Source organism: Cellulomonas sp. Leaf334 (genome assembly GCF_001424195.1).
GTDB lineage: Bacteria > Actinomycetota > Actinomycetes > Actinomycetales > Cellulomonadaceae > Cellulomonas.
Genome location: NZ_LMOO01000005.1, coordinates 717,781 through 740,889, shown reverse-complemented (window position 1 = coordinate 740,889; position 23,109 = coordinate 717,781). Strand labels below are relative to the sequence as shown.

The 23,109-nt window shown below is 73.2% G+C and carries 18 protein-coding genes; 8 read left to right on the top strand and 10 right to left on the bottom strand.

What is annotated here, in order from left to right; genetic code table 11:
* Nucleotides 1–2 precede the first annotated feature (2 nt).
* From ASF78_RS13800 to mfd, 4 genes are all read right to left on the bottom strand, one after another.
* Complete coding sequence (locus ASF78_RS13800) at nt 3–1,556, bottom strand: Re/Si-specific NAD(P)(+) transhydrogenase subunit alpha (protein ID WP_056590260.1); 1,554 nt, start codon at nt 1,554–1,556, stop codon at nt 3–5.
* A gap of 159 nt (nt 1,557–1,715) precedes the next feature.
* On the bottom strand, nt 1,716–2,348 hold the full coding sequence (locus ASF78_RS13795; protein ID WP_369816333.1) for a MazG family protein: 633 nt from the start codon (nt 2,346–2,348) through the stop codon (nt 1,716–1,718).
* On the bottom strand, nt 2,345–2,917 hold the full coding sequence (locus tag ASF78_RS13790; RefSeq protein WP_056590257.1) for a hypothetical protein: 573 nt from the start codon (nt 2,915–2,917) through the stop codon (nt 2,345–2,347). Before ASF78_RS13790 ends, ASF78_RS13795 begins: the two co-directional genes overlap by 4 nt.
* 75 nt (nt 2,918–2,992) lie before the next feature.
* Nucleotides 2,993–6,670 (bottom strand): transcription-repair coupling factor, encoded by a 3,678-nt coding sequence (gene mfd, locus ASF78_RS13785; RefSeq protein ID WP_056590254.1) that lies wholly within the window; start codon nt 6,668–6,670, stop codon nt 2,993–2,995.
* A 144-nt stretch (nt 6,671–6,814) separates the two neighbouring features.
* Between mfd and lhgO the strand changes: the two genes are divergently transcribed.
* The 5 genes from lhgO (at nt 6,815) to ASF78_RS13760 (ending at nt 12,441) form a co-directional block, all read left to right on the top strand.
* Entirely contained in the window at nt 6,815–8,011 is a 1,197-nt protein-coding gene (lhgO, locus tag ASF78_RS13780; RefSeq protein WP_056590251.1) for an L-2-hydroxyglutarate oxidase, read from the top strand.
* Between the two features lie 175 nt (nt 8,012–8,186).
* Nucleotides 8,187–8,879, top strand: a complete 693-nt coding sequence (locus tag ASF78_RS13775) for a hypothetical protein (protein ID WP_156374168.1) — start codon at nt 8,187–8,189, stop codon at nt 8,877–8,879.
* A 6-nt stretch (nt 8,880–8,885) separates the two neighbouring features.
* Nucleotides 8,886–10,256: an MFS transporter gene (locus ASF78_RS13770; protein WP_235518572.1), complete on the top strand. Its 1,371-nt coding sequence runs from the start codon at nt 8,886–8,888 to the stop codon at nt 10,254–10,256.
* Nucleotides 10,253–11,275: a hypothetical protein gene (locus ASF78_RS13765; protein ID WP_056590245.1), complete on the top strand. Its 1,023-nt coding sequence runs from the start codon at nt 10,253–10,255 to the stop codon at nt 11,273–11,275. Before ASF78_RS13770 ends, ASF78_RS13765 begins: the two co-directional genes overlap by 4 nt.
* Nucleotides 11,272–12,441 carry a glycosyltransferase gene (locus ASF78_RS13760; protein ID WP_156374167.1) on the top strand — a complete coding sequence of 390 codons (1,170 nt, stop codon included), beginning with the start codon at nt 11,272–11,274 and terminating at the stop codon, nt 12,439–12,441. The genes ASF78_RS13765 and ASF78_RS13760 overlap by 4 nt, the downstream gene beginning before the upstream one ends.
* Here ASF78_RS13760 and ASF78_RS13755 read toward each other — a convergent pair.
* On the bottom strand, nt 12,368–13,270 hold the full coding sequence (locus ASF78_RS13755; RefSeq protein ID WP_056590239.1) for a hypothetical protein: 903 nt from the start codon (nt 13,268–13,270) through the stop codon (nt 12,368–12,370). The two genes, ASF78_RS13760 and ASF78_RS13755, sit on opposite strands and share 74 nt — an antisense overlap.
* Nucleotides 13,271–13,462: 192 nt before the next feature.
* On the opposite strand from ASF78_RS13755, the gene ASF78_RS13750 reads away from it, so the two are divergent.
* Nucleotides 13,463–14,395 (top strand): hypothetical protein, encoded by a 933-nt coding sequence (locus ASF78_RS13750; protein WP_056590236.1) that lies wholly within the window; start codon nt 13,463–13,465, stop codon nt 14,393–14,395.
* Entirely contained in the window at nt 14,388–15,809 is a 1,422-nt protein-coding gene (locus ASF78_RS13745) for an O-antigen ligase (RefSeq protein WP_056590233.1), read from the top strand. Before ASF78_RS13750 ends, ASF78_RS13745 begins: the two co-directional genes overlap by 8 nt.
* Nucleotides 15,810–15,822: 13 nt before the next feature.
* Here the strand turns inward: ASF78_RS13745 and ASF78_RS13740 are convergent, their stop codons facing one another.
* Genes ASF78_RS13740 through ASF78_RS13720 form a run of 5 tightly spaced genes read right to left on the bottom strand, consistent with a single transcriptional unit; the run spans nt 15,823 to nt 21,111 of the window.
* Nucleotides 15,823–17,142, bottom strand: coding sequence for a glycosyltransferase family 4 protein (locus ASF78_RS13740; RefSeq protein ID WP_056590231.1), 1,320 nt, complete (start codon nt 17,140–17,142; stop codon nt 15,823–15,825).
* Nucleotides 17,142–17,402: an acyl carrier protein gene (locus tag ASF78_RS13735; protein WP_056590228.1), complete on the bottom strand. Its 261-nt coding sequence runs from the start codon at nt 17,400–17,402 to the stop codon at nt 17,142–17,144. Before ASF78_RS13735 ends, ASF78_RS13740 begins: the two co-directional genes overlap by 1 nt.
* A gap of 19 nt (nt 17,403–17,421) precedes the next feature.
* Complete coding sequence (locus ASF78_RS13730; RefSeq protein ID WP_056590225.1) at nt 17,422–18,648, bottom strand: pyridoxal-dependent decarboxylase, exosortase A system-associated; 1,227 nt, start codon at nt 18,646–18,648, stop codon at nt 17,422–17,424.
* A complete protein-coding gene (locus tag ASF78_RS13725; RefSeq protein ID WP_056590223.1) occupies nt 18,645–20,207 on the bottom strand; it encodes an acyl-CoA ligase (AMP-forming), exosortase A system-associated in 1,563 nt (520 codons plus the stop codon). The genes ASF78_RS13730 and ASF78_RS13725 overlap by 4 nt, the downstream gene beginning before the upstream one ends.
* 52 nt (nt 20,208–20,259) lie before the next feature.
* On the bottom strand, nt 20,260–21,111 hold the full coding sequence (locus tag ASF78_RS13720; protein ID WP_200940605.1) for a hypothetical protein: 852 nt from the start codon (nt 21,109–21,111) through the stop codon (nt 20,260–20,262).
* Nucleotides 21,112–21,566: 455 nt separating this feature from the next.
* Between ASF78_RS13720 and ASF78_RS13715 the strand changes: the two genes are divergently transcribed.
* Entirely contained in the window at nt 21,567–23,084 is a 1,518-nt protein-coding gene (locus ASF78_RS13715) for a DUF4082 domain-containing protein (protein WP_162243363.1), read from the top strand.
* The last annotated feature ends 25 nt before the right edge of the window (nt 23,085–23,109 follow it).

Genomic DNA, 23,109 nt, shown 5'->3' with positions numbered 1-23,109 from the left:
GGTCAGGCGTCCTTCCGGAACATGCGGATCATGCGGTTCGCGACGAGGAATCCCCCGAAGACGTTGATGCTGGCGACGGACGCGGCGATCACCGCGAGGACGGTGACGAGCCAGCTGTCGTCGCCGATCTGCAGGAGCGCGCCGACGAGGATGATCCCGGAGATCGCGTTGGTCTGGGCCATCAGCGGTGTGTGCAGGGAGTGGCTGACGTTGGAGATCACGTAGTAGCCGACGATCACGGCGAGCACGAACACGGTGAAGTGGCCGAGGAAGACGGCCGGCGCGAACGAGATGCCGAGCAGCACGAGGACGGCCACCAGACCCAGGACGACCGACCGGCGCTGGCGCCGTCGGTTCGTGTCCGCGAGCGTGGCCGCCGCGGACGCCGCCCGCTCCTCGGGCGTGGGCACGGGCGCCGCGACCGGTGCAGCGGAGACCTGCACCGGTGGTGGCGGCCACAGCACCTCACCGTGGTGCGTCACCACCATGCCGCGCTGCACCGGGTCGTCCAGGTCGAGCACCAGCTGCCCGTCCTTGGCGGGGGTGAGCAGCTGGAGCAGGTGCACGATGTTGGTGCCGAAGAGCTGCGACGTGTGCTGCGGCATGCGGCTGGTCAGGTCGGTGTAGCCGACGACGGTCACGCCGTTCTCGGTCACGACCGCCTTGCCCGGCACGGTGAGCTCGCAGTTGCCGCCACCCGACGCGGCGAGGTCGATGATCACGCTGCCGGGCCGCATCCCGTCGACCATCGCCGCGGTGATGGTCGTCGGTGCGTGCCCACGCACGAGCGCGGTGGTGATGACGATGTCCGCGTCCGCCGTCTCGGCGGTGTACATCTCCTGGGTCAGCCGCTCCTGCTCGTCGGTGAGCGCGCTGGCGTACCCGTCGCTGCTGACCGCCTGCTGTGCGGCGTCAGCCTGCACGAACGCGGCGCCCATCGACTCGATCTGCTCGCCGACCTCGGGCCGGACGTCGAACGCGCGGACGCGGGCGCCCATCGACCCCGCGGCCCCGATCGCCGCCAGCCCGGCCACGCCCGCGCCGATGACGAACACGCGGGCCGGCGGCGTCTTGCCCGCCGCGGTGACCTGCCCGGTGAACATGCCGCCGTAGACCTCGGCGGCCTCGACGACCGCGCGGTAGCCGGCGACGTTCGACATGGTGCTCAGCACGTCGAGGGCCTGCGCGCGGGAGATGCGCGGCACCGCGTCGAGGGCGAGCGCCGTCACGCCGCGGGCGTGCAGGTCCTCGACGAGCGCCGGGCTGGCCGCGGGCGCGAGCATCGCGACGAGCGTGGCGCCCGGGCGCAGGGAGGCGACCTCGGCGTCCGTCGGCGGGTTGACCTTGGCGACGACGTCGCTGTGCCAGACGTCGGCAACGCCCCCGACGGCTGCGCCCGCTGCTGCGTAGTCCTCGTCCCGGAACGTCGCGGAGGCGCCGGCTCCGCTCTCGACGACCACCTCGTAGCCGAGGCCGACCAGCTGGCCGACCGTCTTCGGCGTCGCGGCGACGAGCCGTTCGCCGGGCCGGCTCTCGATCGGGATGCCGATGCGCATCGGGGCGTTCCTCCGTCGTCGGATGGTCGTCACGGGCTCGTCGCCGGGGGACGGCGAGCCGCCCTCATCATGGCGGCCACCGGCAGGCTACGGGTTCCGCCGCTCGCTCGGCAAGCGCTTTCCGTCCGACATTCGGATGATCCGGGGAACTTCCGGGCGTCAGGGACCGCCCGACTGCTCCCGCGACCGCAGGTCGTGCTCCCACGTGGCCGCCGTCCGGCGCAGCGCCCCCTCGGCGTCGACCCCGGCCGCGTCGGCCTCGAGGACCAGTGCGAGCAGCCGCTCCCCCAGCCCGTCCCCGGCCGGGACCGGCGCCGTCAGCCCGGCACGTGCGGCACGCCCGGCGACCTTCTGGGCCCGCGCCAGCGCACCGAGGGCCAGCGGCACCCCGTCGAGCGCTGACGCTCGCTGCTTCTCGGCGGTCTTCAGCCGGTCCCACTGCACGTGCACGTCGCCGTCGAGCTCCGCGTCCTCGAACACGTGGGGATGCCTGCGGACGAGCTTGGCGACGAGGTCGGCGGCCACGTCGTCGACGTCGAACGGGTCGCTCGGGTGCTCGGTGGCGATGCGCGCGTGGAACACCACCTGCAGCAGCAGGTCCCCGAGCTCCTCGCGCAGCCCGGCACGGTCCGCGGTCTCGATCGCCTCCGCGAGCTCGTGGGCCTCCTCCAGCGCGTACGGCACGAGCGACTCGTGGGTCTGCTGCGCGTCCCACGGGCAGCCGCCCGGCGAGCGCAACCGGTCCATCACGCGCACGAGGTCGCGGAGCGGGTCCGGCTCCGACGGCGTCACGAGGCCGAGGGCGTCGGCTCCGGGGTGGGCTGCGGCGCGCTGTCCTCGACAGCGCCGGAGCCGGAGCCGACCAGCCACGACGGCCGTGCCGGCGGGCCGACCTGGAAGCCGTCCTCCAGCGACGCGAACCGCGGGTTGACCTCGATGTCGAGCGCGCGCAGCCGCGAGTCGATCTCCTCGCCGACCGCGGAGGGGTTGGGCACGTCCTCGAGGTTGCTGTAGGCGATCGAGTACCGGGCCACCGCCAGCGACGGCTCCGTGAACGTCGCGGTGGCGTCGGGGGACTTCTGCTTGACCACCTGGTCGAGCAGGGCCTGAGCCTCCTCGTCGGACACGCCGACCCCCTTCTCCTCGGCCAGGTCCACGACCGTGGGCTCCTGGATCAGGACGGAGAGCACGTTCGTGGTGGTCACACCCTGGAACCAGGGCAGGAGCTCGGTCAGGGCGGCCTCGACGTCCGACGTGGGGATGGCCGTGCCGTCGACCACCGCCGCGGCCCCGGGCTGCCCAGCGCAGCCCGCCAGGCCGACCGTCGTCGTCAGCGCGACCAGCACTCCGGCCGCCCGCACACCCCTACGCCACTGCACCGCCACCGCCGGACCTCCCGCGTCGTCGCTCGTCGATCGTGGGTCATCGTAGGGCCCTCACCTGCGTGCGGTGCCCACCGTGCCTGCTGCGGCGGCGGCCGCGACGTCGCCGCGCACGACCGCGTCGATGAACTGCCGCGCCCAGAGCATGACCTCGCGGCCTTGCACGGGCTTGCCGCCCAGCCGCGCCGTCATCGGCCACGGCACCAGGACGGTCCGCGTGGCGGGCTTGAGCACCGCGCCGGGGTACAGCCGCTTGAGCCGCAGCTGCGCGGACTCGGGCAGGTCGACGGGCGCGAACCGGACGAACTTGCCCTGCGCGGTGACGTCGGACAGCCCGCTGTTGCGCACGTGCTGCCGGAACTCGGCCACCTCGAACAGGTTGTCGACGGCCGACGGCACCGCGCCGTAGCGGTCGACCAGCTCGGCGCGGACCTCGCCGAGGGCCGCCGAGTCCGCCGCCGCCGCGATCTTGCGGTACGCCTCGAGCCGCAGCCGCTCGTGCGCGATGTAGTCGTGCGGGATGTGCGCGTCGACGGGCAGCTCGATGGTGACGTCCGGCAGCTCCTCCTCGACGTCGCCCCGGAAGTTGGCGACCGCCTCGCCGACCATGCGGATGTACAGGTCGAAGCCGACGCCCTCGATGTGCCCGGACTGCTCGCCGCCCAGCAGGTTGCCCGCGCCGCGGATCTCCAGGTCCTTCATCGCGACGGCCATACCGGCCCCGAGGTCGGTGTTCGCGGCGATCGTCTGGAGCCGGTCGTGCGCGGTCTCCGTGAGCGGCTTCTCCGGCGGGTACAGGAAGTAGGAGTACGCGCGCTCGCGGCCGCGGCCGACGCGGCCGCGCAGCTGGTGCAGCTGCGAGAGGCCCAGCAGGTCGGCGCGCTCCAGGATGAGCGTGTTGGCGTTGGAGATGTCCAGCCCGGTCTCGACGATCGTCGTGCAGACCAGCACGTCGAACCGCTTCTCCCAGAAGTCGACGATGACCTGCTCGAGCTGGTGCTCGTTCATCTTCCCGTGCGCCACCGCGACCCGGGCCTCTGGGACGAGCTCCATCAGACGCGACGCGGTCCGCTCGATCGAGTCGACCTTGTTGTGCACGTAGAACACCTGGCCCTCACGCAGCAGCTCGCGCCGGATGGCCGCGCTGATCTGCTTCTCGTCGTACGCGCCGACGAACGTCAGGACGGGGTGCCGCTCCTCCGGCGGGGTGGCCAGCGTCGACATCTCGCGGATGCCGGTCACCGCCATCTCCAGCGTGCGCGGGATCGGGGTCGCGCTCATCGCCAGCACGTCGACGTTGGTGCGCAGGGCCTTGAGCGTCTCCTTGTGCTCCACGCCGAACCGCTGCTCCTCGTCGATCACCACCAGGCCCAGGTCCTTGAACCGCACCTCACCCGTGATCAGCCGGTGCGTGCCGATGACGACGTCGACCGTGCCGTCGGACAGCCCGGCGACGACCTCCTTCGACTCCTTCGGCGACTGGAACCGGCTCAGCGCCTTCACCGTCACCGGGAACGCGCTGTACCGCTCGCTGAACGTGTCGAGGTGCTGCTGCACCAGGAGCGTCGTCGGCACCAGGATCGCCACCTGCTTGCCGTCCTGGACCGCCTTGAACGCGGCCCGCACGGCGATCTCCGTCTTGCCGTAGCCGACGTCCCCGCAGACCAGCCGGTCCATCGGGATCGGCTTCTCCATGTCGGCCTTGACCTCGTCGATCGTCGCCGCCTGGTCCGGGGTCTCGACGTACGCGAACGCGTCCTCGAGCTCGCGCTGCCACGGTGTGTCCGGACCGAACGCGTGCCCCGCGGTCGCCATGCGCGCCGAGTACAGCCGGATGAGCTCCGCGGCGATCTCCTTGACCGCCTTCTTGGCCCGGCCCTTGGTCTTCGCCCAGTCGCCGCCGCCCATCTTGGACAGCGACGGCGCCTCGCCACCCACGTACTTGGTGACCTGGTCCAGCTGGTCGCTGGGCACGAACAGCCGGTCCCCCGGCTGCCCCCGCTTGCTCGACGCGTACTCGATCACGAGGTACTCGCGCGTCGCCGCCGTGGCGCCCGAGCCGATGGTCCGCTGCACCAGCTCCACGAACCGCCCGACGCCGTGCTGCTCGTGCACCACGTAGTCGTGCGGGCGCAGCTGCAGGGGGTCGACGACGTTGCGGCGCCGGCTCGGCATCCTGCGCATGTCCCGCGTCGACGTGCCCGCACGGCCCGTGAGGTCCGACTCGGAGAACACCGCCAGGTGCAGGGCCTCGGCGACGAAGCCGGGGCCGACGGGCGCGGGCACGACGAGCACGACACCGCCCTCGGGCTCGTCGGTGATGGTGCCGACGAGACGCGCCGGGACCTCCGCGGCCTTGAGCTGCTCGACCATCCGCTGCGCGGGGCCGTGCCCCTCGGTCGCCAGCACGAGCCGCCAGCCCGCCTGCTGCAGGACGCGCACGTCGGCGACCGCACGGGCGACCTCCCCGCGGTACCGCTCGACGTCCCGCGCCGCGATCACGACCGTCTGCGCGGTCGCCGCGAGGTCGTCGGCCATCGCGGTCAGGTGCGGCGCCTCGTTGCGTGCCGCGGTGTGGCCGGTGCCCGTCTCCCCCTCGTAGAAGTCGTCGGGCTTCGCGGCCTCCGCGGCGTCGACGTCCAGCGAGAACGGCGACAGCGTCCACCAGCCGAGCCCTCGCACGGCCGCGAGCGCGCGGATCTCCGCGAACGACGCGAAGCTCGCCGCGGACAGGTCCAGGGGCGTCGCCGCACCGGCCGCCGCGGACGTCCACGCGGCCGCGAGGAACTCCTGCGTCGTCGCGACGAGGTCGTGCGCACGACGGCGCACGCGCTCCGGGTCCACCAGCACGAGCAGGCTGTCGTCGGCCACCAGGTCGAGCACCGGGACCATCGACTCGACCAGCGCGGGGGCCAGCGACTCCATGCCCTCGACCGCGATGCCGTTGGCCAGCTTGTCCAGCATGTCGACCGCACCCGGCAGCTGCGGGATCAGCTCCGTCGCGCGGGCGCGCACGGCGTCGGTGAGCAGGATCTCCCGGCACGGCGGCGCCCACACGCCGTGGTCGGCCACCTCGAGGCTGCGCTGGTCCGCGATGGAGAACCACCGGATCTCCTCGACGTCCTCGCCCCACAGCTCGACGCGCAGCGGGTGGTCCTCCGTCGGCGGGAACACGTCGATGATCCCGCCGCGCACCGCGAACTCGCCGCGCTTCTCCACCATGTCGACCCGCGTGTACGCCGCGGCGACGAGCCGCTCCGCGAGGTCGGCGAGGTCCACCCGGTCCCCGGTGCTGATCGACACCGGCACCAGCTCACCGAGCCCCTGGACCACCGGCTGCAGCATCGCGCGGACCGGCATGACGAGCACCCGGACCGGCCCGGCGTGCCCCTCGGTCTCCGGGTGCGCGAGCCGACGGAACACCGCGAGACGACGGGCCACGGTGTCGCTGCGGGGCGACAGCCGCTCGTGCGGGAGCGTCTCCCAGGACGGCAGCACCGCGACGTCGTCGGCGGGCACGTAGCAGCGGATCGCGGCAGCCAGCTCGTCCGCGTCCCGGCCGGTGGCGGTCACGACGACGAGCGGGCGCCCCGACGCCAGCGCGGCGAGCAGGGGCGGACGCACGCCGGCGGGGCCGACCACGTCGAGCTCGCCACGCGCGCGGACGGAGTCCACCGCGGCGGCGGCGGCAGGGTCGGAGAGCAGGGCGGGCAGGAGGCCGGTGAGATCCATGGTTCCTTCGCATGGTCGGGGCGCACGACGGCGCAGCACGACAGCCCCGGATCCGTCGGACCCGGGGTGCGCAGCCAGTCTACGAGCCGCCGCCGACATGCGACCGCTAGCCTGCGCGCAGGACGACCGGCCGAGGATCAGGAGATGGGCGTGCACGTGGTGGTGGTCGGGGCCGGGATCGTCGGCCTCGCGGTGGCGGCACGCCTCACGGGCGACGGGCACCGCGTGACGGTGCTCGAGAAGGAGCAGTCCGTCGCGCTGCACCAGACCGGCCGGAACTCCGGCGTGATCCACTCCGGCCTCTACTACACGCCGGGCAGCCTGAAGGCGCGCATGTCGGTCGCCGGGCAGCGCAGCATGACCGCGTACGCCCGCGAGCACGGCGTCGATGTGGAGATCACCGGCAAGCTCGTCGTCGCGACGACGCCCGACCAGGTGGCCGGGCTGCACCGCCTCGCCGAGCGCGCCCGCGCGAACGGTGTCCCGGCGCAGCTGGTGGGCCGGTCCGGCGCCCGCGAGCGCGAACCGCACGTCGCCTGCGTCGACGCGCTGTGGGTGGAGAGCACCGGGATCATCGACTACACGGGCGTCTGCCGGGCGCTGGCCGCCCAGGTCTCGGCGGGCGAGGGCGAGGTCCGGTTCGGGACCCGCGTCGTCGCCGCCACCGAGTCCGCCGACGGCGTGCACCTGGAGCTCGAGCGCCTGGGCGCCACCTCCGAGCTGCGCGCGGACGCCGTCGTCGCCTGCGCCGGTCTGCACGCCGACCGCGTCGCCCGCGCCTGCGGCCTCGACCCGGGCGCGCGGATCGTGCCGTTCCGGGGCGAGTACTTCGAGCTCTCCGCGACCGCCGCCGAGCTGGTGAACGGCCTCGTCTACCCCGTGCCGGACCCGCGGTTCCCGTTCCTCGGCGTGCACCTGACCCGCATGGTCGGCGGTGGTGTGCACGCCGGGCCCAACGCGGTCCTGGCGCTCGCCCGCGAGGGGTACACCTGGCGCGACATCGACGTGCGCGACACCGCCGACGCCCTCACGTGGCCCGGCCTCTGGCGCATGGGGGTGCGCAACCTCGTGCCCGGTGCCCGCGAGGTGGTGCGGTCCGTGTCCCGGCGCGCGTTCGCGCACAGCCTGGCGGCTCTGGTGCCCGCGATCGTGCCGGACGACCTGGTGCCGTCCCCGGCAGGCGTGCGCGCCCAGGCGATGGCCCGCGACGGCCGGCTCGTCGACGACTTCCTCCTGCAGCGCACGGCACGGCAGGTCCACGTGCTCAACGCCCCGTCCCCGGCGGCGACGTGCGCCCTGGAGATCGCCGACCACGTGGTCGGCCAGCTGCCTCTCCCCTGACACGAGCGCCTGGACCGAACGTGTGACGGCACCCTTCTGACCCGGGTGAAAAGGGGCGCGCACGGTCCGGACCCGGTCGTCGCGTCGGTACCGTGAGCACGTTCCGCATGTCCGGTTTCTGGCGCTTTGGTCGGTCGTCGATCCGCTGGACCCCACCACCCCGCCGAGGTCGCCGATGTCCACCCCGCACAGCCCGTCCCGAGCAGGCGCAACCGCCCCCCGCGGTCGCGCCGTGGTGCTCGCGGTCGTGCTCGTGCTCGGCGCCACCGCCGGGTGCACGTCGCACGGGTCCGCACCGGAGGACGCGGCACCGTCGTCCTCGTCGACCGTGCGCGACCGCGCCGGTGACGCCGAGGCGGGCCAACCCACGGACGGCTCGACGGCCCCCGACCCCGCGGACGCCGGGGGGTCGGAGGCGGACGCCGCGCAGGTCCTGGCCGGCGAGATGCTGCCGTCCCAGGCGCCCGGACCGTCCGGGCTGCCCGACACGGCGCCGCCCGGGCCCTCGCTCACCGGGCCGCTGCCCGCGACGGGGAGCGCGAACGGCGCGGTCGTGAAGGGCTTCCCGACCACGGTCGTCCCCCTCCCCGACGGCCTCACCGTGGTGTCGAGCTCCGTCTCTGCGTCGGGCTCCCGGCTGCAGGTCGGTCTCCAGGCGAGCAGCGACTCCGCACCGGCCGAGGTCCAGGCCGCGTACGTCGGCGCGCTCAGCGCGGACGGGTTCACCGTCGGCGACTCGCCGGCGCTGCCCGGGTCCACCGCCACCTCCTTCACGCGCGGTCCGGACGGCCTGGTGCTCACCGTGCGCGAGCGCACCGGTGGCGGCACCGAGCTCTCCGTCGCCGGCGTCCTGACGACGGCCGGGTGACGGCCGGTGTACCTGTCCCTGCGCGACCGGCCCGCTGCCCGCACCGCCCCCGCCTCACCGGAGGAGGTGCGCGCCGTCAAGGCCGCCAAGCGCGGCCGTGTCTCGTCGGTCGTCATCACGCTCGGCGTGGTCAGCATGCTGACCGACATCTCCTCGGAGTCCGTCGCCGCGGTCCTGCCGCTGTACCTGACCACGGCGCTCGGGCTCTCGACGCTCGCCTACGGCTTCGTCGACGGCCTCATGCAGGGTGCCAGCGCGCTGGTCCGGATCGCGGGCGGTTGGGCGGCGGACAAGGGCGACCACCCGAAGTGGGTCGCCGTGGTCGGGTACGGGCTGTCGGCCGTGACGCGCGGGGTCCTCCTCGTCGCCAGCAGCTTCGCCGCCGTGACGGCCATCGTGGCGGTCGACCGCATCGGCAAGGGCATCCGCACCGCGCCGCGCGACGCGATGATCACCGCGTCGTCCGACCCGCGCACGCTCGGCCGGTCGTTCGGGGTGCACCGCACGCTCGACACGATCGGCGCGGCCCTGGGACCGCTGCTCGCGTTCGTGGTCCTGTGGCTGATCCCCGACGGCTACCAGACGGTGTTCGTCATCTCGTTCGGCTGCGCCGTCATCGGGCTCGCTGCACTCGTCCTGCTGGTCCCCGACCTGCGCCCTCGCCGCGCGGCGTGGCTGACGCAGCACCGGTCGCGCGAGGCCCGCAAGCTGCCCAAGTGCAAGGGCTGCAGCTGCGACATCCCGGGGCTCGAGCCCGCCGGGCGGCCGTTCAGCTGGTCGTTCCTCCGGGAGCCGGGCCTGCGCCGCGTCTTCGTCATGGCCGGGATCCTCGCCCTGCTCACGGTCGGCGACGGCTTCATCTACCTGTCCCTGCAGGCCCGCGACGGGTTCGCGACGCAGTGGTTCCCGCTGCTGTACGTCGGCACCAACGTCGCCTACATGGCCCTGGCGATCCCCGTCGGCCGGCTCGCGGACCGGGTGGGCCGGGCCCGGGTCTTCGTCTGGGGCCACGCGGCCCTCGTGGTCGCGTACGTCTGCGCGGGCGTCGCGACCGCCTCCGCCGTGACCACGGTCGCAGCCCTCCTCCTGCTGGGGCTGTTCTACGCCGCGACCGACGGCGTCCTCGCCGCCCTCGTCGGACGTCGTGCCGCTCCCAACGTCCGCGCCGCCGCCATCGGCACCGCGCAGACCGTGGTCGCCGTCGCGCGTATGGCGTCGTCCGCCCTCTTCGGCCTCCTGTGGTTCACCGTGGGTCGCGGGCCCGCGATCCTCTCGGTCGCGGTCCTCCTCGCGTGCGCGGTCCCGGTCGCCTGGTACGTCGTGCGCGGGCTCGACGCCCCCGTCCCGGAGCTCGTGGACGCCGGGGACGGCCGGTGAGGCGCGTGCAGCCGCGCGTCGCGATCCTGGTCGCCATCACGGTCGTGGCCGTGCTCGGGATGGGCGGGTACGCGGTCGCTGCCTGGCGGGCGGACCGCGCCGCGACCGAGTCCGCGCCTCCCGTCTCGTCCACGGCCCTCGACGCCGTGCTCGACGCACCGCACATCGTGTTCCGGTCCACGCTGCCCGGCAACGAGTACGGCCTCGTCGCCGCGGTGCCGCTCGACGACCCCGGCGGCCCGCGCGCGTTCACCGACGTCGCCTGCGACCGGGTCGACGTCGCCGGCCCGGCCGCCTCCTGCCTGCGGACGATCGCCGGCATCGCGACCCGCTGGGAGGCCGAGGTGCTCGACGCCGGCTGGCAGGCCGTCGACACGTGGGGCCTGCCCGGCATCCCGAGCCGCACCCGGATGTCCGACGACGGCACCCTGGTCGCGACGACGTCGTTCGTCACCGGCCACTCCTACGCGACCGTCGGCTTCTCGACCCTCACCGAGATCCACCGCGCCGACGGCACGTCGCTGGGCAACGTCGAGGACTACGCGCTGACCGTCGACGGCGAGCCGTTCACCGCCGCCGACCGCAACATCTGGGGGGTGACGTTCGTCGGGGACGACGAGTTCTACGCGACGGCCGCCTCGCAGTCGGCCGGGAGGACGTGGCTGGTCCGCGGGTCGCTGCGCGACCGGACGCTCACGTCGGTGCGCGAGGACGCGGAGTGCCCGTCGATCTCGCCGGACGGGACGCGGGTCGCGTACAAGAAGGTCGTCGACCACGCGGGCGGGCAGCCGGTCTGGGCGCTCGCCGTGCTCGACCTGGCCACCGGCGCCGAGACGCAGCTCCCGGCCACGCGCGGCGTCGACGACCAGGCGGCGTGGCTCGACGACGACACCCTCCTGTACGGGCTGCCCCGCGCGGACGTGCCGGGCACCACCGACGTGTGGGCGGTGGGCACGACGTCCGACGCCACCCCGGCGGTCCTGATCCCCGGGGCGTGGTCACCGGCGGTGGTGGGATGAGGCCGACGACGGGCGAGGTCCGCTGCCTGGTGTACGCGCCGTACTCGTTCAGCGGCCGCGGGCCGGCCGAGAGCTGCGCGCAGATCGCCGGCGGGATGGCGGCGGCGGGGATCCGGACCGAGGTCCACGCGGGCCGCGTCCGGAGCGCCCCGCCCGACGGCGTGACGGTGCGCGCGCCCGTCCCCGCCGTGACCAGCCGGCTCCCGTGGCGCCACGTCGAGGCGCCTGCGCTGCGCCTGCTCGACGGGCAGTTCCGCCGCGCCGTCGGCGCCGCGGACCCGCGCACGACCGTCGCGCACTTCTGGCCCGGCAGCCCGGCCTCCGCCGTCGAGGCGGCCCGCGACCGGGGCATCGTCACGGTGCGGGAGATGATCAACTCCGCCTGCGCGACCTCCGGGCCCATCCTCGACGCCGCGTACGCCCGGCTCGGCCTGCCGCCCACGCACGGGGTGACCCGTGACGTGATCGAGGGCGAGACGGCCGAGCTCCGGCTCTACGACTACTACTTCGCGTCGAACCCCGAGGTCGAACGGTCGCTCCTCGCCCTCGACGTCCGGCCCGAGCAGATCCTGCGGACGTCGTTCGGCTGGGTGCCCGAGCGGTTCGACCTCGACGCGCCCGTCGACAGGTCGCCCGGGTTCCGGGCCGTGTTCGTCGGTCGCATCGGCGTGCGCAAGGGTGTCCCCGAGCTGCTCGAGGCCTGGGCGTCGCTCGACGTCGAGGGTGAGCTCGTGCTGGTGGGCGCGGTGGACGACGAGATCCGCGGGCTGGTCGAGGCGCACACCCGCTCGGGCCGCGTCCGCCTGTCCGGCTACGTCCCGAACCCCGCCGCGCTGTACTCCGGGTCGGACGTCTTCGTGTTCCCCACCTGGGAGGAGGGCGGCCCCCAGGTGACGTACGAGGCGGCCGCCTGCGGCCTCCCCGTGGTCACGACGCCGATGGGGGCCGCGCGGCTGGTCGAGGACGGGCGCACGGGCGTCGTGGTCGAGCCCGGCTCGGTCGCGCAGATCGCCGCGGCGATCCGGTTGCTGGCCGAGGACGCCCGGACCCGTGCGACCTACGCCGCGACCGCCCGCGCGGCCGCCGGAGGGTTCACGTACGGCCGGGTCGGCGCTCAGCGCGCCGCGCTGATCCGCGGGGCGCTTCACGCCCGTGCCGGCGGCTGAGCCCTGCCGGCTCGGTAGCAGGACGCCGCCGGCCGTCCGCCGCGGCGACCGCCGTGGTCCACCCGATCCCGGCAGGGTTCCCTTCCGGCGGCACGTCGGGACGTCTCCCCCGCCGGGGGCGCCGGGTCACAGGTGACCACGGCCGCAACCATCCGGCCCCGGACGCCCCGCCGAGAACGGACGCGGGGACGGCGCCGGACCACGGCTGCCGGGCGGTGCGCGGCTCGAGGATCTGGATCGCGGCGAGCACGCCGACCCCGACCAGGATCCAGATCATCGCGAGCGCGCGGACCTTGCTGCCGTGGACGTAGATGATCGCCGGCGCAGCCGGGACGACCGCCGTCGTGATCCGGTCCGACGGCGCGACACCCTCCTGCAGGACCGCCAGCTCGGCGTCGATGCGGTCGATGATCTGCGTGCGACGCAAGCGGACGATGTCCGCCGTCGGACCGCTCACCTGGACGTCGAGCACCTGCCGCGGGTACACGCGCGACCACTGGCCCCCGTGGTCAGGGAGCTTGACCTGCGACCCGTCCAGGATGCCCTGGCCGACGATCGTGGCCGCGGGGTCGGCCATCTGGTTCCACGTCGCGTTCCCGTTCACGCGCTTCGCCACGGCTCCCGCGGCGATGATGAGGTCGCTGGAGGTGACGCGCAGCGCGTTGGGGTTGATCGCGCTCGTCGGCGCCAGGAACGTGACCTCCGCCTTCGACCAGTAGGCACCCTCGGCGGAGACGGCGACGTAGCTGGCGAGCAGACCGATGAGGACGGCGCCGACCAGCACGTACCAGCGGCGGACGAGCGCCTGCAACGCGTCCCAGATCGTCATCGCCCACCACCTCCTCGCACCGCGTCGAGTCTGGCACGCGGACCCGGCCCGACACCTCGGCGACCGGATGAAGATATCGTGACGAATCGGACATGATTCCGGGTGCCCGTGCCGCGACCGCAGACCCCGGCGTTAACCTCGAAGGACCGCCGCCAGCCAGGTCAGCGCGGGGAGGACCCGACAGGAGCACCCATGGAGTTCACCGCCGTCGTCGCTGCACTTCTGCGGCGGTGGTATGTCGTGCTCGTGGGTCTGGCCATGACCGCGGGCCTCGTCTACGTGGCCAACGACGCCGTCCCGCCGACGTACAGCGCGGCCGGCAGCGTGCTCCTCCTCCCGCCGGGCGCCTCGCTCGAGGACGGCTCGAACCCCCTGCTCGCCCTGGGCGGCCTCGAGCAGCCCGCGGCTCTCGTCGTCGCGTACCTGGCGGGTGACGAGGCCCGTCAGCTGTTCGCCGAGGACTTCCCGAACACGACCTACGACATCGTGCTCGACCCGCTCTCCCGAGGCCCGCTGGTGCTCATCAAGGTGGAGGACCCGTCCGAGGAGGACGTGATGGCCGCCCTGAACGCGGTCCTCGACACCCTGCCCGACGCCCTGACCATGCTCCAGGACCAGGTCGAGGCCCCGGCGGACTCCCGCGTCACCTCGATGCCGCTGTCCGTCGACACCCGTGCCACCACGGAGCGCAGCGACTCGCTGCGTGCGCTCATCGCCGCCGCCGGGGTGGGGATGGTGCTGACGCTCGTCGGCGCCATCGCGTTCGACAGCCTGGCTGCCCGCCGGCGCGAGCACCTCCGTGCGGGGGCGGAGTCGACGGACGCGCCGGAGGCGGCCGTCGCGCCGGACGCCGACGGGCAGGCCGCGCCGTCGTCGGCGGCGACCACGGCGCCCCCGGTCCCCGCGGACCCCTCGGTGGCCACCGCACCTGAGGAGCCCGAGCCCGAGCTGCCCCAGGCCGCGCAGACGACCGACGAGGACGCGACGTCGTGGCAGAAGACCGCGCCGAAGGTCCAGGCACAGGACTTCGCCCGGTCCGAGGAGCGCTACGGCTCGCAGTGGCCGCCGCGTGCGACGGACGATCCCGCCCTCGACGACGAGTTCCACATCGTCCATCGTGGGTAGCGCGACGGTCACGGCAGCCCGGTCCCGCGACGCGCTGCGCACGACCGGTGTGCTGACCTGGCTGACCGTCTACCTCGTGCTGCTGTTCGCGATCCCGTCGCGGCTGATCTTCCATCCGCTGGGCAGCGCGGGCGCACCGTCGACGCTGTTCGGTCTCGCGAGCGCGCTCGTGTGGTTCCTCGCGCAGCTGTGGCGCTCCGCGAGCGTCGCCGGGCCGCGGCGGCCGATCCGGATCGCGCTCACCTACTTCCTCGTCGCCGTCGGGATCAGCTACGTCGCAGCCATGACGCGGCCGATCGACGGGGACGAGGTCAGCCCGGCCGACGTCGCCCTGCTCGTCGTCGTCTCCTGGTCGGGTGCGTTGCTCACGGCGCACGACGGCCTGACCAAGCTCCGGGACGTCGAGGTGCTGGTGCGCCGGTTCGCGTTCATCGGCGGCCTGATGGCCCTCGTGGGGCTCGCGCAGTACGTGACCAAGCAGCCGCTGGTCGACCGCATCGCGATCCCGGGCCTGACCGCGGTCGGCGACGTCAGCGCGGCGTTTCGCAACGGACTGGTACGGATCTCGGGGACCGCGACCAGCCCGATCGAGTTCGGCGCGCTCCTGTCCATCCTGCTGCCGCTCGCGCTGCACGGGGCGCTCTACCCGTCGGGACGCGGCTTCGTGCGGCGCTGGTTCCCCGTGGCGGCGATCTCGCTGGCCCTGGCGATCTCCATGTCCCGCTCGGCGTACATCGGCCTCGCGGTCTGCATGCTCGTGCTGCTGTGGGGCTGGCCGCCCGCGCTGCGGTGGCGGGTGGGCGGCTCGTTCCTCGCCGTGGCCGTGGTGCTGGCCGCCGGCGTGCCCCGTCTGTTCAGCTCGGTGCGTGGCATGTTCAGCGGCGTGAAGGACGACCCGAGCATCACGTCCCGCACGGACAGCTACGCGGTCGCCTGGCAGTTCTTCCTCGACGCACCCTGGTTCGGTCGCGGCCTGGGCACGTTCCTGCCGAAGTACCGGATCTTCGACAACAACTACCTCGGCCTGCTGGTCAGCTGCGGGATCGTCGGCACGGTCGCGTTCGTCGCGGTCCCCATCACCGCGATCGTCGTCCTGGTGCGCCGGCGCCGCCGCTGGGCGGACCCGCAGTCGCGCGACCTGGCGCTCTCGCTCATCGCGGGCATCCTGGCCGGGGCGGTCTCGCTCGCGTTCTTCGACGGGTTCGGCTTCCCGATGACGATGGGGACGCTGTTCCTGGCGCTCGGCATCGCGGGGGCGCTGATCCGCCTCCATCCGAGCGATCGAGATCCGGCGCCCCCAGCGACCGCCGCCGACGGGGAGCCGGCACCGGTCGCCCTCGTGCCGACGCCCGACGCCGACGCGCCCGACGTGGACGAGGGGCGCCGCGCGCGGGTGTCGGACAGCTCGCGCTGAGCGGTCACGCGGCTCAGCGCGCGGGACCCCGTGACCGGACGAAGGACTCGAGCCTGCCGGGCTCGTCGAGGTCGACGTAGGCACGGCCCCACGGGTCGTGCGCGTCCGGTGCCGGGTCGTCGGACGGGGCCGTCGAGCGGAACCGGAGCAGCCCGTCGAACACGCCGAGGTAGCGGCTGCGCTGTGGACGCCAGTCGAGCTCGGCCGTCGCACGCTCCCGCGCCGCGAGCGACAGGGCGACCCGGCGGTCCTCGTCGTCCAGGAGCGCCTCGACGGCGTCCGCGAACGCGCCGATGTCCCCGGACGGGACGATCACGCCGGTGTCGCCGGCGGAGTAGCGGGTCTCCGTGAGGTCGAACGAGACGGCCGGCACGGCGTACGCCATGTACTCCATGGTCTTGTTCATGGTGGAGGCGTCGTTGAGCGGGGTGTTGCGGTCAGGGCCGAGCCCGAGGCTCGCCGCGCTGAGGTAGTCGCCGATCTCGCGCGGGCCGACGCGGCCGGTGAACTCGACGACGTCGTCGAGCCCGAGGGCGGTGCACTGCCGCCGCAGGTCCTCGAGGGTGTCCCCGAAGCCGAGCAGCGCGGCGCGCACGTCCCGCCGGCCCCGCACCCGGACCAGCTCGTCCATGACCTCGAGCACCACGTGGACGTCGTCCTGCGGGCCCATGATCCCCAGGTAGACGAGCAGGTGACCGCCGCGGGCGCGATCCTGCTCGGGCACGACGGGCCGCATCCGGCGGGTGTCCGGGCCGCTGCGCACGACCTCCGTGTGCTCGCGGGGCACCCCGCCGCGCTCGAGGGCGACCCGGCGGTACGACTCGTTGGTCGAGATGACCCGGTCCGCCGCGCGGAACGTGCGGCGCTCGAGCCAGAGCAGCCCGCCGTACTGCGCGCGCGCCCCGACCGACCGCGGCTCCCCGAACCGCGAGCGGAACAGCTCGGGGTTGAGGTCGTGGTGGTCGAAGACGAACCGCACGCCGGCGACACGCCACAGGAGGGCGAGCAGCCAGTACGTGTCCGGCGGGTTGCACGCCTGGATCACGTCGAACCCGCGCTCGCGCCGCACCACCACCGACAGCAGCGCGGTACGCAGCCACGAGTACGCGAACTCGACCACGAACCCGAGCAGCCCGTTGGCCTCCGGGGCCGGCCGGTACTTGTAGATGCCGACGCCGTCGAGCACCTGCCGCGCAGGGTCGTCCGGGCCCTTCGGGCAGATGACGCTCACCTGGTAGCCCGCGGCCGTCAGGGCCTGGGCCTCCAGCCACACCCGCCGGTCCAGGGGGACCGGCAGGTTCTGCACGATGATGAGGACGCGTGGCGGGCGCATCAGGCCGACGGGAGCTTGCCCTCGACGAACTGCGCGAGGGAGCCGAGCGTCTCGAAGATCTCGCCGGAGAACTCCTCGTCGTCGATCGTGATGCCGAAGTGCGACTCGAGGCGGGTGACCACCTCGAGCACGCCGAGCGAGTCCAGCTCCGGCACGGCGCCGAAGAGCGGGCTGGACGCCGTCAGCGTCGCGGCGCGGTCCTCGATGCCCAGGGTGGTGACGACGATGCCCTTGACACCCTCGAGTGTTGCGTCGGTCATGGAGCTCCTTGGTGGTGGTTCAGACGAGGATCTCGACTGGTGCGGGATGGCCCAGGAAGGCCGTCGGGCTGGCCGTCAGCCCGTAGGCACCGGCCTGGAAGACGACGACCAGGTCGCCGACGTCGGCGCGCGGAAGCTCGACGCGGTCGCCCAGCAGGTCCAGGGGGGTGCAGAGGCACCCGACGACCGTGGCCGTCTCCTCGGGCTCGGCGGAGACGCGGCCGCCGACGGCGAGCGGGTAGTTGCGGCGGATCACCTGGCCGAGGTTGCCGGACGCGGCGAGCTGGTGGTGCATGCCGCCGTCGACCACGAGGTAGGTGCTGCCGCGGGAGACCTTCCGGTCGACCACCCGCGTGACGTAGACCCCGGCCTCGGCGACGAGGTAGCGACCGAGCTCGATGACGAGGTCGGCATCGGGGAGCGCCGGCGCGAGCCGGTCCTCGACGAGACGGGTGAGGTTCGCGGCCACCGCGGCGATGTCGAGCGGCTGGTCCTGCGGGAAGTACGGGACGCCGAACCCGCCGCCGAGGTTCACGTACCGGACCGGTTGGGGCGACTCGGCGGCCAGGGCGAGCACGAGCTCGACCGTGCGCGTCTGCGCCTGCACCAGCAGGTCCGCGGAGAGGTTCTGCGAGCCGGCGAACACGTGGAACCCGAGCAGGTCGACGCCCGCCGCGTCCAGGTCGCGCAGGAGCTCCGGCACCTGCTCCGCGTCGACGCCGAACTGCTGCGGGCCGCCGCCCATCCGCATCCCGGAGCCGCGGACGGCGAAGTCCGGGTTGACGCGCACCGCGACCCGGGGCCGCACTCCCAGCTCCTCGCCGACGGCGACGACGCGGCGCGCCTCGCCCTCGGACTCGATCTCGATCGTGACGCCGGACGCGACGGCCTGCTCGAGCTCCGCGGTCGTCTTGCCGGGGCCGGCGAAGCTCACGCGGGAGGCGTCGGTGCCGGTGTCGAGGGCCACCCGCATCTCGTGGGCACTCGCGACGTCGAGGGAGTCGACGAGCGAGGCCAGCAGGTGGACGACGGCCGGCATGGGGTTCGCCTTGACCGCGTAGCCCAGGCTGAGGCGCTCCGGCAGCAGCGAGCGCAGCAGGGCGACGCGCTGCGTGATGAGCGTGCGGTCGTAGGCGAAGAACGGCGTGGAGCCGACCCGTCGTGCCAGCCGGTCGACGCCGACCCCTCCGACGCTCAGCACCCCGTCGACCTCGCCGAACGCGCTCACGGTGGTCGACGCCGTCACGACTCGTACTCCGCCCGGACGCGCGGTCTGTCGTACTTGCCGTTCGGCGACCGCGGGATCGCGTCCCGGACGACGACCTCGGCCGGGACCATGAACGCCGGCAGGGTGCTGCGCAGGGCCGTCAGGAGCGTGGTCGGCTCCAGCGTCTCGCCCGTCGGCGGCGCCACGACCAGCACGATCCGCTGCCCGAGCCGGGCGTCCTCGGCCCCGAAGGCGACGGCGTCGACCGCGAGCTCGGTGCGCAGCGCGGCCTCCTCGACCTCGGTGGGGCTGACGCGGTAGCCGGACGTCTTGATCATCTCGTCGGCCCGGCCGACGAAGTAGAGGAACCCGTCCTCGTCGGCCACGACCGTGTCGCCCGACCAGACGGCCAGCTCCGGCAGCCGGTGCCCGGTGGTGGGTCCGGGTACGGGTCGGAACCGCTGCGCGGTGCGCTCGGCGTCGCCCCAGTAGCCCAGCGAGACGAGTGCGCCGCGGTGCACGAGCTCGCCCGGCTCCCCGGGGTCGCAGCGGGTGCCGTCGGGCCGGACCACGAGGATCTCCGCGTTCGGGATCGCCTTGCCGATCGAGTCGGGCCGCCGGTCCACCTCGGCGGGGTCCAGGTAGGTGGACCGGAACGCCTCCGTCAGGCCGTACATGAGGTAGGGCCTGGCGTCGGGAAAGACCGAGCGCAGCTTGTCGAGGACCGTCTTCGGCATCCGTCCCCCGGTGTTGGCGAAGTACCGCAGCGACTCGCGCGCCTCCTGCGGCCAGTCCAGGTTCGCGATCTGGATCCACAGCGGCGGCACGCACGTCAGCCCGGTGACCTTCCACCGGGCGCACGCCCGCGCCACGTCGGCCGCCACGAGGTAGTTGAGCAGGACGACGTGCGCGCCGACGGCCAGGGCCGTGGTCACCTGGGACAGACCGGCGTCGAAGCTGAGCGGGAGGACCGACAGGATGACGTCGTCCGCGGTGTTCTCGAGGTACTGGCTGACGCTCTGCGCGCCGACCACGAGGTTGCGGTGGCTCAGGACCACACCCTTGGGCAGACCGGTGCTGCCGGAGGTGTAGAGGATCGCGGCGACGTCGAGGTCGACGCCCGGGGCCGGGGGCGGCACCGTCGCGTCACGCATGAGGGCGGCCCAGCCGTGCACGGCGACGCCGTCGGGGGCGGTCCCGGGCTCGTCGACGACCACGACGTGCTCCAGCGCCGGGGACTGCGCGAGCACGTCCGTCAGCAGCTCGAGCCGCGCGGCCGACGTCACCAGGACGCGCGCGCCGGAGTCGGCGAGGATGTGCGCGACCTGCGGCGGCTTGAGCAGCGGGTTCACCGGCACGAAGGCTCCCCCGGCCACCGACGCGCCGAGGAACGCCGTCACCGTCTCGGGACGCTTCTCGAGGAACACCGCGACGCGGTCCTCCCGCTCCAGGCCGAGCCCGGCGAACGCGGAGCCGCACCGGGCTGCGGCGGCCCACAGGTCCCCGTAGCTCAGTGTCTCGGTCTTGAAGGTGAGCGCAGGAGCGTCGCCGGCGACCCGGGAGCGCGAGGCGAGGAGTTCGTGCCAGACCGTGACCACCGCGTCAGCGTAGCGACCGTCCCAGCCCCGATCCGGGGCACACGGGGTGAAGTCACCACGGAACGGAGGTGATCTCGCTGTAGAGGTCGTCGATGTCCCGCGCCTCGACGTCGGCCCCCTTGAAGAGCTTGGTCCGCCCCTGCACGGTCCTCGACCGCGACACGGGCCCGCCGACGATGCGGCGCTCGGCGAGCAGGACCGGCATGCCCCTGACCAGCAGGTGCGCACCGAGGGGTCCGACGCCGCGCGCGAACAGGGTGGCGTCCCCCACGTGCACGACGGCACCGAACAGGGGCAGGCGCTTGCGGCGGACGCGCCGGTACATCACGTAGCACGGCTGCCCGTCGACGAGCAGGACCACGTGCCGTACCGCCGCGGCGGCCACGTGGTCGCGGAACAGCTCGGCGTCGCGCCCGGTCAGCAGGTCGGCGATGCGCCGTCGGTCGGTGACGACCCTCACCCGTCGCCGCCAGGACGGGAGGTTCGGCCGGACGTCGGTCGTGGTGTCGAGCCGCTGGAACCCGAGGCGCAGCTCGATGGGGACCACGGACCCGCTGGGCGACAGGTCGGTGTAGACGTCCGCACCGGAGGACAGCAGCGCCCGGAGCAGCTTGAGCCCGTGCGCCCCGTACCCGTCGAGGACGCACCAGGCCGCGAGGTTGCAGACCCGTCGCAGCCGGCCGGCGACCACTCGCTCCGAGAAGAAGGCGGCGTAGACGCCGACCAGGATCCCGTCGGCCCTCAGGCAGTAGCCGTGGGTGGGCTCGGCCGTGCGCCAGGAGGGCACGAGGGCGCGCGCCCAGCCGTCGGCGGACAGCCCGTCGTTGAGGTTCTCGTGCAGGAACCGAGCGATCTCGGGGAGGTCGTCGTCGTCGACGGGGCTGAGGCGGACCGGGGTCGTCACGGTCGTGCAGCCTGCCACGACGCACCGGCCGTGTCATCGCCCGGCCGGTGCATCGGGCCGTTCGCCCGACCGGGTGAAGGTTGTCCGCAGATGCCCGGTTCTATGGGGCAACAGGTTCGATTTGTCTCGAATGGTGAGACAAATCTCATAACGAGTTTTGTTGGACGTTCTTCCAGTTCAGCCAAGGATCGGGGGGTTCAGGCGATTGCTCCATCCGGGTGAAGGTTTGTCGGTAAGTTCACCCATGCCAGCATGAGGGCCGCTTCGTTATCTGACAGTGACAAAAACGGCGCCCCTCGCACGGAGAAGTGGGATATCGGACCACCTGGTCCGTCATCCCGAGGCGCCGCGATGGTTGGGAGACACACCTCGTGAATCGATCGAGCATGCACAGAGCGCCCTCGCGGCGTGCGCCACTGGCGCGAGTGATCGCGACGGTCGCGGCAGCAGCGGTCGTGGGGGTCACCCTCAGCGTCGCCAGTGCGGGAGCCGGTCCGACGGCTGCCCAGACGGCCGCCGCAGTGCCGGGCAAGGTCACGGTCTGGGGCGATGCAGCCCCCGCCAACGGCAGCGTCGACAGTGACAGGGACAGCGTCGAGCTGGGGACCCCGTTCACGCCGGCCACGGACGGCGTCGTCCTCGGCGTCCGGTTCTACAAGACCCCGGAGAACAGCGGCACCCACGTCGGCAACCTCTGGGACGCCTCGGGCAAGCGCCTCGCGACGGTCACGTTCTCCGGCGAGACCTCCCGCGGCTGGCAGACCGCCTACTTCGACCAGCCCGTGAAGCTGAAGGCCGGCTCCGGCTACGTCGCGTCCTACCTCGCACCGAAGGGCCGCTACCACCAGACGCAGCAGTTCTGGTCCGGCTCGACGACCGACCTCCTCTCGGTCCCGAAGGGCAACTCGGGCGTCTACTCGTACGGGAGGTCGAGCTCGTTCCCCAAGCAGACCTGGAACCGCAGCCAGTACTGGGTCGACGCGGTGTTCGCGCCGATGACGGGCACGGGTACGGGTACCCCCACGGCGACGCCGACGGCCACCCCGACGCCCACCAAGACGCCGGCACCGACCCCGACCGTCACCCCGAAGCCCACGCCGACGGCCACCCCGACGCCGACGCCGACGGCCACGCCGAAGCCGACCCCGACGGCCACCCCCACGCCGACGCCGACCGCGACGCCCACACCGCCGCCGGCCTCGGGCGCCTTCCCCAACGCCTCGAACACGGGTGTCCCCGCCGGCGTCACCCTGACGCCGTACACCGGCCCGTCCCGCATCACCCAGCCGGGCACGGTCATCGACTCGAAGCTGATCACCACGCCGCTGGTCATCACGGCCGGGGCGAACGACGTCGTCATCCGTAACTCGATCGTCCGGGCGAACGGCTTCTGGCTCGTCCTGAACGACGAGGGCGCCAAGAACCTCCAGATCATCGACTCGGAGCTCGACGGCAACGGCAACACGAACAACGACGCCGCGGTCGCCGGACGCAACTACACGCTCACCCGCGTGAACATCCACAGGACGATCGACGGGCTGAAGATCGGCGACAACGTCACGGTGCAGGACTCGTACATCCACGACCTGCTCATGACGTCCGACTCGCACAACGACGGCATCCAGTCGCTCGGGTCCGACAACGTCAAGATCGCGCACAACACGATCCTGGTGGCGAAGGGCTCGACCTCCGCGATCATCCTGTCGACCGGCTCGGCCCAGTCGATGAAGAACATCCTCATCGACAACAACCTGATGGGCGGCGGCGCGTACACCGTGTACGGCGGCTACCAGGCCGGGACCGACGTCCTGTCCCGCGTGGGCAACGTCGTCATCTCGAACAACCGCATCACGACGAGCGTCTTCCCGAACGGCGGTGCGTACGGACCGTTCTCCTCGGTCAACGCCCCCGCCGTGACGCTCTCCGGGAACGTCTGGCACGACGGACCCAAGGCAGGCCAGCGCGTCGGCTGACCTCACCTGCAGGGCATGACCCGCA